The sequence below is a fragment of the Microvirga flocculans ATCC BAA-817 genome (assembly GCF_000518665.1).
Classification (GTDB): Bacteria; Pseudomonadota; Alphaproteobacteria; order Rhizobiales; family Beijerinckiaceae; genus Microvirga; species Microvirga flocculans.
The window spans coordinates 241,253-253,855 of record NZ_JAEA01000007.1; the positions used below are offsets into that span (position 1 = coordinate 241,253).

General features: G+C 65.9%; 12 protein-coding genes. 11 read left to right on the forward strand and 1 reads right to left on the reverse strand.

The window, feature by feature from the left end:
• The first annotated feature begins 9 nt into the window (after nucleotides 1-9).
• On the forward strand, nucleotides 10-2,433 hold the full coding sequence (pheT, locus tag L879_RS0109540) for a phenylalanine--tRNA ligase subunit beta (protein ID WP_027315908.1): 2,424 nt from the start codon (nucleotides 10-12) through the stop codon (nucleotides 2,431-2,433).
• A gap of 37 nt (nucleotides 2,434-2,470) precedes the next feature.
• Here pheT and L879_RS0109545 read toward each other — a convergent pair whose 3' ends face one another.
• Nucleotides 2,471-3,247, reverse strand: a complete 777-nt coding sequence (locus L879_RS0109545) for a HesA/MoeB/ThiF family protein (protein WP_027315909.1) — start codon at nucleotides 3,245-3,247, stop codon at nucleotides 2,471-2,473.
• Nucleotides 3,248-3,400: 153 nt separating this feature from the next.
• On the opposite strand from L879_RS0109545, the gene L879_RS0109550 reads away from it, so the two are divergent.
• The 10 genes from L879_RS0109550 to L879_RS0109595 all read left to right on the forward strand — a co-directional run bounded on the left by L879_RS0109550 (nucleotide 3,401) and on the right by L879_RS0109595 (nucleotide 12,559).
• Nucleotides 3,401-4,405, forward strand: a complete 1,005-nt coding sequence (locus tag L879_RS0109550; protein WP_027315910.1) for a BMP family lipoprotein — start codon at nucleotides 3,401-3,403, stop codon at nucleotides 4,403-4,405.
• 123 nt (nucleotides 4,406-4,528) lie between these two features.
• On the forward strand, nucleotides 4,529-6,052 hold the full coding sequence (locus L879_RS0109555; RefSeq protein WP_027315911.1) for an ABC transporter ATP-binding protein: 1,524 nt from the start codon (nucleotides 4,529-4,531) through the stop codon (nucleotides 6,050-6,052).
• Nucleotides 6,052-6,480 (forward strand): VOC family protein, encoded by a 429-nt coding sequence (locus L879_RS0109560; RefSeq protein WP_027315912.1) that lies wholly within the window; start codon nucleotides 6,052-6,054, stop codon nucleotides 6,478-6,480. The genes L879_RS0109555 and L879_RS0109560 overlap by 1 nt, the downstream gene beginning before the upstream one ends.
• Before the next feature lie 3 nt (nucleotides 6,481-6,483).
• Nucleotides 6,484-7,323, forward strand: a complete 840-nt coding sequence (locus tag L879_RS0109565) for an ABC transporter permease (protein ID WP_027315913.1) — start codon at nucleotides 6,484-6,486, stop codon at nucleotides 7,321-7,323.
• A gap of 70 nt (nucleotides 7,324-7,393) precedes the next feature.
• Nucleotides 7,394-8,254, forward strand: a complete 861-nt coding sequence (locus L879_RS0109570) for an ABC transporter permease (protein WP_051435200.1) — start codon at nucleotides 7,394-7,396, stop codon at nucleotides 8,252-8,254.
• A 2-nt stretch (nucleotides 8,255-8,256) separates the two neighbouring features.
• Entirely contained in the window at nucleotides 8,257-8,661 is a 405-nt protein-coding gene (locus L879_RS0109575) for a cytidine deaminase (RefSeq protein ID WP_027315915.1), read from the forward strand.
• 60 nt (nucleotides 8,662-8,721) lie between these two features.
• The gene (locus L879_RS0109580; RefSeq protein WP_027315916.1) at nucleotides 8,722-9,543 is read left to right on the forward strand and encodes a purine-nucleoside phosphorylase; all 822 of its coding nucleotides are present in this window, start codon (nucleotides 8,722-8,724) and stop codon (nucleotides 9,541-9,543) included.
• Nucleotides 9,536-10,297: a deoxyribose-phosphate aldolase gene (deoC, locus tag L879_RS0109585; RefSeq protein WP_027315917.1), complete on the forward strand. Its 762-nt coding sequence runs from the start codon at nucleotides 9,536-9,538 to the stop codon at nucleotides 10,295-10,297. Before L879_RS0109580 ends, deoC begins: the two co-directional genes overlap by 8 nt.
• A gap of 1 nt (nucleotide 10,298) precedes the next feature.
• Nucleotides 10,299-11,621 (forward strand): thymidine phosphorylase, encoded by a 1,323-nt coding sequence (deoA, locus tag L879_RS0109590; protein WP_027315918.1) that lies wholly within the window; start codon nucleotides 10,299-10,301, stop codon nucleotides 11,619-11,621.
• A complete protein-coding gene (locus tag L879_RS0109595; RefSeq protein ID WP_027315919.1) occupies nucleotides 11,618-12,559 on the forward strand; it encodes a 2-hydroxyacid dehydrogenase in 942 nt (313 codons plus the stop codon). Before deoA ends, L879_RS0109595 begins: the two co-directional genes overlap by 4 nt.
• Nucleotides 12,560-12,603: the final 44 nt, after the last annotated feature.

Here is a 12,603-nt window from a genome sequence, read left to right on the forward strand (position 1 = left end):
AGAGCAACCATGAAATTCACCCTCTCCTGGCTGAAGGATCACCTCGACACCACGGCCTCTCTCGACGAGATCGTGGAGACGCTCACCCGCATCGGCCTCGAGGTCGAGGGCGTGGAGGACAAGGCGAAGTCTCTTGGTGCCTACAAGGTCGCCTATGTGATCTCCGCCGAGCAGCACCCGAACGCCGACCGCCTGCGCGTGTGCATGGTCGACACGGGCGAGGGCGCGCCCATCCAGGTCGTCTGCGGCGCGCCGAACGCCCGCACCGGCATGAAGAGCGTGTTCGCCCCTCCCGGCACCTACATCCCGGGCAAGAACATCACGCTCGGCGTCGGCACCATCCGCGGCGTCGAGAGCGCGGGCATGCTGTGCTCGGCGGCGGAGCTGGAAATCTCCGACGATCATGACGGCATCATCGACCTGCCGGCAGACGCGCCGGTGGGCGTGGCTTACGCGGCCTATGCGGGCCTCGACGATCCGGTGATCGAGATCAATCTCACGCCGAACCGTCCGGACTGCACCTCGATCCACGGCATCGCCCGCGATCTCGCGGCGGCCGGTCTCGGCACGCTCAAGGGCGCTACCGTTGCGTCCGTCGCGGGCAAGGGTGCCTGCCCGGTTCCGGTGACGCTCGACTTCGCCCCCGGCGACGAGAAGCTCTGCCCCACCTTCGCGCTGCGCCTCGTGCGCGGCGTGAAGAACGGCCCCTCGCCGGACTGGATGCAGCGTCGTCTGCTCTCCATCGGGCTTCGCCCGATCAACGCGCTCGTCGACATCACCAACTACATGACCTTCGACCGGGGCCGCCCGCTCCACGTCTTCGACCTCAAGAAGGTGAAGGGCAATCTCACCGTCCGCCGCGCGAAGGACGGCGAGGAGGTGCTGGCACTCGACGGGCGCACCTACAGGCTCGATTCCGGCAATGTGGTCATCGCCGACGACAACGGCGTCGAATCCATCGGCGGCATCATGGGCGGCGAGCATTCGGGCTGCGACGAGAGCACCACCGACGTGCTGATCGAATCGGCTCTCTGGGATCCGCTCAATATCGCGCAGACCGGACGCAGGCTCGGGATCATCACCGATGCCCGCTACCGCTTCGAGCGCGGCGTCGATCCGGCCTTCACCCTGCCGGGGCTCGACCTCGCGACGCAGATGGTTCTCGACCTCTGCGGCGGCGAGGCGAGCGAAGCGGTCGTGGCGGGCAAGGTTCCCGACAACCGGCTGGTGGTCGAGTTCCCCTGGGCGGAGGTTCCGCGCCTTTCAGGCCTCGACGTGACGCCTGCCGAATCGGAGCGGATCCTCAAGGCGCTCGGGTTCGAGGTTCAAGGATCGGGCGAGCGCGTGAGCGTCACGGCTCCGTCCTGGCGTCCGGACATCGACGGCAAGGCGGATCTGGTCGAGGAGGTCATCCGCATCGCCGGCGTCGACCGCATCGCACCGCAGCCCTTGCCGCGTCTCGAAGCAGCGGTGGCCAAGCCGATCCTCACCCTGATCCAGAAACGCACGCGCCTCGCCCGCCGCTCGCTCGCCGGGCGCGGGCTGGTGGAGGCCGTCACCTGGTCCTTCATCGCCAAGGACGAGGCGGAGTTGTTCGGCGGTGGCGACCCGCGCCTGGCGCTCGCCAACCCGATCGCGGCGGAGCTTTCCGACATGCGTCCGAGCCTGCTGCCCGGCCTGCTGAAGGCGGCGCAGCGCAATGCGGACCGTGGCTTCGGCGACGTGGCCCTGTTCGAGGTCGGCCAGACCTTCGCCTCCGACGAACCGGAGGGCCAGTCGGTCAAGGCGGCGGCCGTCCGTCGCGGCACCGCGCGGGCGGAGGGCGTGGGCCGTCACTGGGATGGCGGCGCGCAGGCCGTCGATGCCTTCGACGCCAAGGCCGATATGCTCGCCCTGCTGGCGGCCCTCGGCATCCCGGCCGGCGGTCTCCAGATCGTTGCGGGCGGTCCGGCCTGGTTCCATCCCGGCCGCTCCGGGACCCTGCAGTTCGGCCCCAAGAACGTGGTCGGCGCTTTCGGAGAGGTTCATCCGAAGATCCTGAAGGCTCTCGACCTCAAGGGGCCGCTGGTGGCCTTCGAGCTCAATCTGAATGCGCTCCCGCCGCCCAAGGCGAAGCCCACCAAGATGAAGCCGAAGCTCACCCTTCCGGAGTTCCAGCCGCTCACCCGCGACTTCGCCTTCGTGGTCGGCCGCGACGTGGCCGCCGGCGACATCGTGAAGGCGGCGCAAGGGGCCGAGCGTCAGCTGATCGTGGGCGTGGACGTGTTCGACGTCTACGAGGGCGCCGGAATCGACCCGGATAAAAAGTCCGTGGCCATCGCCGTCACCCTCCAGCCCACGGAAAAGACGCTCACCGACACGGAGATCGAGGCCGTTTCGGCCAAGATCGTCGGCGAGGTGTCGAAGAAGACCGGCGCGGTTTTGCGCTCCTGACGGATCAGCCTAGCCCTCTCCCTGACGCGGGAGAGGGCTATTGCGATGAGCCACTCAACGGATTTCCCTCATCCCATCCGTAGCGCACCGTGTCGAAGCGCATCGCGCGGGCATCGATCATCAGAAGCCGGCCGACGAGGCCTTCGCCGAAGCCCACGATTTCCCGCATCACCTCCATCGCCATCAGGCTTCCCATGACCCCGGCAAGCGCTCCCAGGATGCCCGCTTCCGCGCAGGTGGGGATCGCGCCCGGCGGGGGCGGGGAGGGAAAGAGGCAGCGATAGGTGGGATTGGGACGCCCGTCGGGGCCTACCTCGTGGGCCCTGATCGTGGTGAGCGACCCGTCGAACTGCCCGAGGGCCGCCGTCACCAGAGGTTTTTTCTCGAAGAAACAGGCATCGGACACCGCATAGCGGGTCTCGAAATTGTCCGATCCCTCTGCGACGACGTCATAATCGCGGACCAGATCGCGCGCATTGCCGGGTGTGAGCCGGGTGGCGTGGAGTTCGACCTTCACATGCGGGTTGAGGCGCCCGACCGCCTCCGCTGCGCTCTCCACCTTGAGGCGGCCCACATCCGGGGTCCCGTGAATCACCTGCCGCTGCAGGTTGGAGAGGCTGACCGTGTCGTCGTCCACAATCCCGAGGGTACCGATGCCCGCCGTCGCGAGATACTGAATCAGCGGAGCGCCCAGCCCCCCGGCTCCGATCACGAGAACGCGAGCGGCCTTCAGCTTTCGCTGCCCGGGGCCGCCCACGTCCCGGAGAACGAGGTGGCGGGCGTAGCGGTCGATTTCATCGGGGCTCAGGCTCATCGTCTGACCTTACGGGAATGGCGGGCGCTATCAACCATTCAGTGAAGGAAATAACATGCCGCCTTGACAGAAGCCTTGGCGTTGTGACCCTTGCCATGCCATCGTCAAGGGGCAACCGGATCCCAATCCGGCGTCTAACAGGGAACAAAGCCGATGACAGTCACCAAGTTCGGCCTCGCACTCGCGGGCCTCGCCTTCTCCGCCTCCGCTGCCTTCGCGCAGCAGCCGGCCTTCAAGCCCGCCGTCGTCTACGATCTGGGCGGCAAGTTCGATAAGTCCTTCAACGAGGGCGTGCACACGGGCGCCGAGAAGTTCAAGAAGGATACGGGCACCGACTACCGCGATTTCGAGCCGCAGAACGATGCCCAGCGCGAGCAGGCCCTGCGCCGCTTCGCCAAGGACGGCTTCTCGCCGATCGTCGCCGTGGGCTTCTCGCAGGAGACCGCGCTGAAGAAGGTCGCCGAGGAATTCCCGAAGACCCAGTTCGCCATCATCGACGCCGTGGTCGAGAAGCCGAACGTGCAGTCCATCGTGTTCAAGGAGCATGAGGGCTCGTTCCTGGTCGGCCTGCTGGCCGTCAAGGCCTCGAAGACCGGCAAGGTCGGCTTCGTGGGCGGCATGGATATCCCGCTCATCCGCAAATTCGCCTGCGGCTACGTCCAGGGCGCGAAATACGCCAACAAGGACGCCGAGGTGTTCCAGAACATGACCGGCACCACGGGCGCTGCCTGGAACGATCCGGTGAAGGGCGCGGAGCTGACCAAGGGCCAGATCTCCCGCGGCGCGGACGTGGTCTATCATGCGGCCGGCGGCACCGGCGTGGGCGTGCTGCGCGCAGCCGCGGACGCGGGCAAGCTCGGCATCGGCGTCGACTCCAACCAGAACGGCCTGCATCCGGGCAAGGTGCTGACCTCCATGGTCAAGCGCGTGGACGTTGCCACCTACAACGCCTTCGATCAGGCGAAGAAGGGTACCTTCAAGGGCGGCGTCTCGGTTCTCGGCCTCAAGGAGGACGGCGTGGCCTGGGCGCTCGACGACAACAACAAGTCCCTGATCACCGCCGACATGAAGGCCGCCGCCGACAAGGCTGCCGCCGACATCAAGTCCGGCGCCATCAAGGTGCACGACTACATGTCGGACTCCAAGTGCCCGATGTAAGGTAAGACTTATCCCGGCCGCGGGCCCTTCAAGGCCCGCGGCCGAATCTTTTCGATCGATTTTTGTTTTTCCGATAGGATCCGGCTCTCGTTTCGACAGAGGCCGGAAGACCGTTTGAGACCGATGTCCCCCGCCATCCAACTCATCGCCATCAACAAGAGCTTCGGCGCCGTTCACGCCAACAAGGACGTGAACTTGAGCGTGGAGCGCGGCACGATCCACGGCATCGTTGGCGAGAACGGTGCAGGCAAGTCGACTCTCATGTCGATTCTGTACGGGTTCTACGAGGCCGATACCGGCGATATCCTCATCAACGGTCACCCGAACAGAATCCGCTCGCCCAACGATGCGATCCAAGCCGGGATCGGCATGGTGCATCAGCACTTCATGCTGGTGGAGCCTCTGAGCGTCGTCGAGAATGTGATGCTCGGCGCCGAGGGCGGGGCCATGCTCGCCAAGGGCGAGGCGAAGGTGCGCGCGGAGCTTGCGCGGCTTGCCAAGGATTACGGCCTCGAAATCGATGTGGACGCGACCGTCGGCGATCTCTCCGTCGGGCTGCAGCAGCGCGTCGAGATCCTGAAGGCGCTCTATCGCGGCGCGGACATCCTCATCCTGGACGAGCCTACCGCCGTGCTCACCCCGGCCGAGGCCGATGCGCTCTTCGTCCTTCTCCGCTCCCTCAAGGAGCAGGGCAAGACCGTCATTCTCATCACGCACAAGCTGCGCGAGATCATGGCGATCACGGATCGCGTCTCGGTCATGCGCCGCGGCGAGATGGTGGCGACCCTCGAGACGGCCAGGACCTCGCCACCCGAACTGGCGGAGCTGATGGTGGGGCGGCGCGTGCTTCTGCGCGTGGAGAAAGCGGAAAAGACGCCCGGTGCGCCGCTGCTCGAAGTCGAGGGACTTTCCGTCGTCGATGCACGCGGCGTGCTGCGCGTGGCGAATGCTTCGTTTACCGTTCGCGCGGGCGAGATCGTTGGCATCGCAGGCGTGGCCGGAAACGGCCAGAGCGAATTGCTGGAAGCTATCGCCGGCATGCGCCAGCCGGTGCTGGGCCAGATCCGGCTCGAAGGAAAGACCATTCCGCCCGCCGAGCACGACCCGCACCGGATGCGCCGGCTCGGCCTTCTGCATGTGCCGGAGGACCGGCTTCGCATGGGGCTCGTTCCGTCTTTCCCGGCTTTCGAGAGCGCTATCCTCGGCTTCAGCGACGAGCCCTGGCTCGGACCGGGGCCGCTGCTCGATCATGACCGCCTGATCGCCGATCTCGCGAAGAAGATGGAGCAGTATGACGTACGTCCGCCCGCGCCGCGGCTGAAATCCTCGAAGTTTTCCGGCGGAAACCAGCAGAAGATCGTGCTGGCCCGCGAAATCGAGCGCAACCCGAAGGTGCTGCTCGTGGGGCAGCCTACTCGCGGCGTGGATATCGGCGCCATCGAATTCATCCATCGCCGGCTGATCGCGCTGCGCGATGCGGGCGTCGCGATCCTGCTCGTCTCCGTCGAACTCGACGAGATCATGAATCTCTCCGACCGCATCCTCACCATGTGCGGCGGCAAGATCACCGGCGAGCGCAAGGCGTCAGAGACCAACGAGCAGGAACTCGGCCTGCTCATGGCCGGCGTCACCGACGAGGCCGCCTGATGCAGCCGCGATTGTCCCTCGTCACCCTCGGCGTGGCCGATCTCGCGAAGGCCAGGGCCTTCTACGAGGCCTGGGGCTGGAAGGCATCTTCCGCCAGCCAGCCCGGCATCGCCTTCTTCCAGGCGAACGGCCTGGCGCTGGCGCTCTTCGGCCGCGCCGATCTCGCCAAGGATGCAGGCGTCGAGGACAAGCCCACCGGTTTTGCCGCCGTCACGCTCGCCTACAATGCGCGCTCGAAGGCGGAGGCCGACGAGGTCTTTGCCCGCGCTCTCTCGGCGGGCGCGAAACCCGTCAAGCCGCTTCAGGACGTTTTCTGGAGCGGTTATTCGGGCTACTTCGCCGATCCTGACGGACATCTCTGGGAAGTGGCCTGGAACCCGTTCTTTCCTCTCGATGAACAGGGACACCTGTTCCTGCCGGATGCTTAAAACGTGAGCGCTCCTCTCGACCTACCCAAATGGGCCGACACGGTTCTCGTCCCCGCCATTTCCGTGGTCGCGGCCTTTCTCGTCGCAGGCCTCGTCGTGCTCTCCATCGGGGAGAACCCGCTGACGGCGACGCGCCATCTCCTTCAGGGCAGTCTCGGCACGGGGGAGGGGCTTGGCTTCACTCTGTTCTACATGACCGATTTCATTTTTGTCGGTCTCGCCGTCGCGGTGGCCTATCACGCGGGCCTGTTCAATATCGGCGGCGAAGGGCAGGCCACGCTTGCGGGGCTCGGCATTGCTCTCGTGCTCAACAATCTCACGTTCCTGCCGGGCTTCCTGCTCATCCCGCTCGGCATTCTGGGCGCGGCGGCGTTCGGCGCCGCATGGGCCGCCGTGCCGGGCTATCTCCAGGCCAAGCGGGGCAGCCACATCGTCATCACCACGATCATGTTCAACTGGCTCGCCAGCGTGCTGATCGTCTACCTTCTCGTGAACGTGCTGCGCGAGCCGCAATCCATGAACCCGGAAACGCGCGCCTTCCCGGAGCAGGCTTACATCCCCTTCATGCACGATATCTTCGCCGCCTTCGGCGTCGAGATCCCGGCCTCGCAGCTCAATCTCACGCTCGTGCTGGCGCTCGCGGCATCCTACTTCATCTGGCTCCTCATCTACCGCTCGCGCCTCGGCTATGCGATCCGCGTCGTCGGATCGAACCCGACGGCGGCAGTCTATGCGGGCATTTCGCCCGCGCGCATCATCATTCTCTTCGCGGGGGCGCTCGACGGGCTGTTCCGCCGCGCAGTGGCGCATCTGTTCGCGCGTCAGAAGCTGGCGAGGGCCTAAGGCGGTGGAACTCCTTCTCTTCCTCTTCACGACGATTTTCAGTCCCGCAACCTTCGACTCGGCGCTGCGGATGTCCATTCCGCTTCTGGCGGCATGCCTTGCCGGTCTCTGGTCCGAACGCTCCGGCGTGGTGGATATCGGCCTCGAGGGCAAGATGTTGGTGGCGGCCTTCGCGGCGGCTGCGGGTGCTTACGTGTTCGGCTCCGCGTGGATCGGACTCGTCTTCGGGATTCTTTCGTCCATCGCCTTCGCGCTCGTCCACGGCTTTGCCTCCATCAGCCAGCGCGGCAACCAGATCGTGTCGGGCGTCGCCATCAACATGCTGGCCGCCGGCCTGACCGCCATCGTCGGCAATGCCTGGTACGGCCAGGGCGGGCGGACGCCCCCGCTTGAAGGCGCGCAGCGCTTCGATGGCGTTCTTTTCGGTCATTCCGCGTTGACCTATGTCATGCTGCTGGCCGTGCCGCTCACCTGGTTCGTTCTCGCCCGCACGCGCTTCGGCCTTCGCCTGCGCGCGGTCGGTGAGAACCCGGCTGCGGTCGACACGGCGGGCATCTCCGTGACGGGCCTTCGCTACTCGGCCGTGGTGATCGGCGGCATCCTGTGCGGAATCGGCGGCACCTATCTCTCGGTTGGGCAAGCCGCAGGCTTCCTGCCGAACATGACCGCGGGCCGAGGCTTCATCGCGCTCGCAGCACTCATTTTCGCCAAGTGGCGGGCCTGGCCCGCGCTCGGTGCCTGCTTCCTTTTCGGTTGGCTCGATGCCGCAGCGAACCAGCTGCAGGGGCGCTCCATTCCCGGAATCGGCGAAGTGCCTGTGCAATTCATTCAGGCGCTGCCCTATCTCATGACGGTCATCCTGCTCGCAGGCGTCATCGGCAAGGCGATTCCGCCTCGCGCCGCAGGCCTGCCCTATGTGAAGGAGCGCTGATCATGGGGTCCCTCGACACGCTTTTCGAGGCGGCCAGGGCCATCCAGGCCAAGGCCTACGCGCCTTATTCCCGCTTCAAGGTGGGAGCCGCGATCGCCACGCCCGATGGCCGGATCTTCACCGGCTGCAACGTGGAGAACGCCGCCTATCCGGTCGGCTCCTGCGCGGAGGCGGGCGCCATCTCGGCCATGATCGCCGGAGGCGCCGATCGCATTGCGCAGATCGTCGTGATGGGGGAGGGCGAGCATCTCGTCACGCCCTGCGGCGGCTGCCGCCAACGCATCCGCGAGTTTGCCGCGCCCGATACGCCGATCCATGTCGCGGGGCCCGAGGGCATCCGGAAAAGCTTTACGCTCGACGAATTGTTGCCCTTCTCGTTCGGTCCCGACAATCTGGGCGACCGGTAGACGCGTTCTGGGGCCGATTGTTTTCAACAGAAGGAAGGCCTGCCATTCAGGCCTGAAACGATGACGATGCAGCAGATGATTCAGGAAGCGGCCGCCTTCGTGCGCAGCCGCGGCTTCGATGGCCATTTCGATGCGGCCTTCGTGCTCGGCACGGGGCTCGGCACCCTGGTCGGCGAGGTGAGCGATGCGGTGAGCCTGCCCTATGCGGAGATCCCGCATTTCCCGCGCAGCGGCGTCTCCGGTCATGCGGGCAAGCTGGTCGCCGGCAAGCTCGAGGGTAAGCGCGTTCTGCTGTTTCAGGGTCGCGCGCATTATTACGAGACCGGCGATGCGGGCGCGATGCGCGTGCCCGTCGCCTTCGTGAAGGAACTCGGCATCAGGACTTTCGTCGCCACCAACGCGGCGGGGTCCGTGCGCGCCGATATCCGCCCCGGAAGCCTCGTCGCCATCAACGATCATCTCAACCTGTCGGGCGCCAATCCGCTGCTGTGCGACCATACCGAAGGGCGCTTCGTCTCCCTGACGGGCGCCTATGACGAGGGGCTGCGTCAGACGCTTCAGCGCGCCGCGAAGAAGACCGGAATCGATCTGCCCGAAGGCGTTTATGCTTGGCTGTCGGGCCCGAGCTTCGAGACGCCCGCCGAGATCAGGATGGTGCAGATTCTGGGCGGCGATCTCGTCGGCATGTCTACGGTGCCGGAGGTAATCCTAGCGCGCTATTACGGCCTGAACGTCGCCGCGATTTCCGTCGTTACCAATCTCGCGGCCGGCATCGAGGGCGCTTCGCCCTCGCATCAGGAGACCAAGGACACGGCGGCGGAAGCCTCCGAGAAATTCAAGCGCCTCATCCGGTCCTTCGTTGCGGAGTTGCCCCATGTCTGACGCATCAATCGCCGTGCGCGCCCTGCGCAGTCTCGATCTCACGGACCTGACGGATAACTGCACCGATCAGGCCATCGACGCGCTGTGCAGAAAGGCGCTCGATCCGCGCGGACCGGTAGCCGCCGTCTGCGTGTGGCCGCAATTCGTCAAGCGCGCGCAGGAGAACCTGAAGGGTTCTGCCGTGCGTATCGCGACCGTCGTCAACTTTCCCGCCGGCGGCGAGGATGTGAGCCGCGTGGCGGACGACACCCAGGAGGCGCTCTCCGATGGCGCGAACGAGATCGATCTCGTTCTGCCCTATGACGCCGTGCGCCGCGGCGATCTCGCCGTTGCAAGCGAGATGGTGGAGGCCGTGCGCGAACTCGTCGACCAGGGACGTCTTCTGAAGGTGATCCTGGAGACCGGCGAGCTGAAGGATCCCAAGCTCATCGAGACGGCGAGCCGCATCGCCATCGAAGCGGGCGCGGATTTCATCAAGACCTCGACGGGCAAGACGCCGGTTTCGGCGACGCCGGAGGCTGCCGAAATCATGCTGAACGCCATCAAGGCTTCGGGCCGCCCCGTGGGAGTGAAGCCCTCGGGCGGCATTCGCTCGCTGGCCGACGCGAAGGTCTATCTCGATCTCGCCGACCGTATCATGGGCCCGGGCTGGGCGAACCCGCAGACGTTCCGCATCGGCGCGAGCAGCGTCTATGATGCGCTGATCGCGGCGCTCGAAGGACGCACCGGCACAACCACTGGCGGAACCTACTGACATGACCCTTCTTCCGCAGGAAATCATCCGCCGCAAACGCGATGGCGGCGTACTCGACCCTGAGCATATCGCGCAGTTCATCGAAGGGCTCACTGCCGGCCGCGTCACCGAGGGCCAGGTGGCTTCCTTCGCCATGGCGATCTTCTTCCGGGGCCTTTCCGTGCCGGAGCGCGTGGCGCTCACGCGGGCCATGATGAACTCGGGCACGGTGCTCACATGGGATCTGCCGGGCCCGGTGCTCGATAAGCATTCGACTGGCGGCGTAGGCGATACGGTGAGCCTTGCGCTCGGTCCTGCGGTTGCGGCCTGCGGCGGCTATGTGCCGATGATATCCGGACGCGGCCTTGGCCATACGGGCGGCACCCTCGACAAGTTCGATTCCATTCCGGGCTATGTCACGCAGCCCGATCTCGACACGTTCCGGCGCGTCACGCGGGAGGTCGGCTGTGCCATCATCGGCCAGACGGCGGATCTCGCGCCTGCCGACAAGCGCCTCTACGCCATCCGCGACGTGACGGCGACGGTGGAGTCGATCGATCTGATCACCGCGTCCATTCTCTCGAAGAAGCTCGCGGCGGGGCTCCAGGGACTCGTGATGGACGTGAAGTTCGGCTCCGGCGCGTTCATGGACAATGCCGCCGATGCGCGCAAGCTCGCCGAGAGCCTCGTGCTCGTCGCCAACGGTGCGGGCCTGCCCACGAGCGCGCTCCTCACCGACATGAACGAGCCCCTCGCATCGGCCGCAGGCAACGCGGTCGAGATGGCTTATGCGGTCGATTACTTGACGGGCCGCCGCCGCGAGAAGCGTTTCCACGAGGTGACGGTGGAGCTCTCCGCCGAGATGCTGATGCTCGGCAAGCTGGCGGCGAACATCGCCGATGCGCGCGCAAAGATCGAGCATGCGATTGCCTCGGGCAAGGCGGCTGAGGTGTTCCAGCGCATGGTCACCGCCCTCGGCGGTCCCTCCGACTTCATCGAGAACCATGCCAAGCACCTGCAGGCGGCTCCGGTGGTCAAGGCCGTTCACGCGGAACGGTCCGGCATTGTGCAGAGCATCGCGACGCGCGATGTGGGCGTGGCCGTGGTTGCGCTGGGCGGCGGGCGCACGCGCCCGCAGGATCCGATCGATCACGCGGTCGGCCTGACGCAACTCGCCGCCATCGGCGAGACGGTCGATGCCGCGCGTCCGCTGGCGATCGTGCATGCCCGCAGCGAGGATGCAGCCGAGGCGGCCGCGCGCGCCGTGCGTGCGGCCTACACCGTCGGCGATGCGAAGGCTTCCCCCGGACCCAGCATTCTCGAACGGATCGGAGCGAGTGCATGAGCCTTCTCATCGCGGTCACCTGGGAGACGCAGCCCTGGATGGAGCGTTTCAAGCGCCATCTGCCCGGCCGCGAGATCGCCGTGCTGGGCGAGGATTTCGACAGGAATGCCATCCGCTACGTGGCGACCTGGGGCCCGAAACCGGGAAGCCTCTCGGGCCTTCCCAATCTCGAGGCGATCTTTTCCCTCGGTGCGGGCGTCGATCATCTGATGAGCTATCCCGGCCTGCCGGACGTGCCTATCGTGCGCGTGTCGCAGGACGATCTGACCCATCGCATGAGCGAATACATGGTGCTGCACTGCCTCATGTATCTGCGCGACCAGCGCCGCTATGACGAAGACCAGAAGGCCAGGCGTTGGAATCCCGACCGGTCTCCGCCCATCGCGGGCGATGTGCGCGTCGGCATCATGGGCTTCGGCGTCCTGGGCCAGGATTCCGCCCGCAAGCTGAAGATGATGGGCTTCGATGTCGCCGGCTGGAGCCGCACGGCAAAATCCGTCGAAAGATTCGAGGTCTATGCGGGCGAGAAGGGGCTCGCGCCCTTCCTGAACCGAACCGATATCCTCATCAGCCTCGTGCCGCTCACGCCGGAAACGCGCGGCATTCTGAACCGCTCCCTGTTCGAGAAACTCGCGCGGGACGGCAAGCTCGGCGGGCCGGTCCTGATCAATGCGGGGCGCGGCAAGCTGCAGGTCGAGGTGGACATCCTCTCCTGCCTCGACGACGGCACCCTGAAGGCGGCGACGCTCGATGTCTTCGAGACCGAGCCGCTGCCGGAGGATTCCCCGCTCTGGACGCATCCGCGCGTTACGATCACGCCGCACAACTCGGCCGTCAGCGAGCCGGAGGCAACGGCCCGCTACATCGCGGAGCAGATCCGTCGCCACGAGGCGGGCAAGCCGTTCGAGAACCTGGTGGACAGGACGCGCGGATATTAGAGCCGTTTCCATTGAGATGGAATCGTCTCTCTTCTTTGTTGTGT

What these genes read in the sequence shown, in the direction of transcription:
- deoA (WP_027315918.1), top strand. Translation starts at nt 10,299, where the DNA reads ATGACCCTTCTTCCGCAGGAAATCATCCGCCGCAAACGCGATGGCGGC.
- L879_RS0109595 (WP_027315919.1), top strand. Translation starts at nt 11,618, where the DNA reads ATGAGCCTTCTCATCGCGGTCACCTGGGAGACGCAGCCCTGGATGGAG.
- deoC (WP_027315917.1), top strand. Translation starts at nt 9,536, where the DNA reads ATGTCTGACGCATCAATCGCCGTGCGCGCCCTGCGCAGTCTCGATCTC.
- L879_RS0109580 (WP_027315916.1), top strand. Translation starts at nt 8,722, where the DNA reads ATGACGATGCAGCAGATGATTCAGGAAGCGGCCGCCTTCGTGCGCAGC.
- L879_RS0109575 (WP_027315915.1), top strand. Translation starts at nt 8,257, where the DNA reads ATGGGGTCCCTCGACACGCTTTTCGAGGCGGCCAGGGCCATCCAGGCC.
- L879_RS0109555 (WP_027315911.1), top strand. Translation starts at nt 4,529, where the DNA reads ATGTCCCCCGCCATCCAACTCATCGCCATCAACAAGAGCTTCGGCGCC.
- L879_RS0109570 (WP_051435200.1), top strand. Translation starts at nt 7,394, where the DNA reads ATGTCCATTCCGCTTCTGGCGGCATGCCTTGCCGGTCTCTGGTCCGAA.
- L879_RS0109560 (WP_027315912.1), top strand. Translation starts at nt 6,052, where the DNA reads ATGCAGCCGCGATTGTCCCTCGTCACCCTCGGCGTGGCCGATCTCGCG.
- L879_RS0109545 (WP_027315909.1), bottom strand. Translation starts at nt 3,247, where the DNA reads ATGAGCCTGAGCCCCGATGAAATCGACCGCTACGCCCGCCACCTCGTT.
- L879_RS0109550 (WP_027315910.1), top strand. Translation starts at nt 3,401, where the DNA reads ATGACAGTCACCAAGTTCGGCCTCGCACTCGCGGGCCTCGCCTTCTCC.
- pheT (WP_027315908.1), top strand. Translation starts at nt 10, where the DNA reads ATGAAATTCACCCTCTCCTGGCTGAAGGATCACCTCGACACCACGGCC.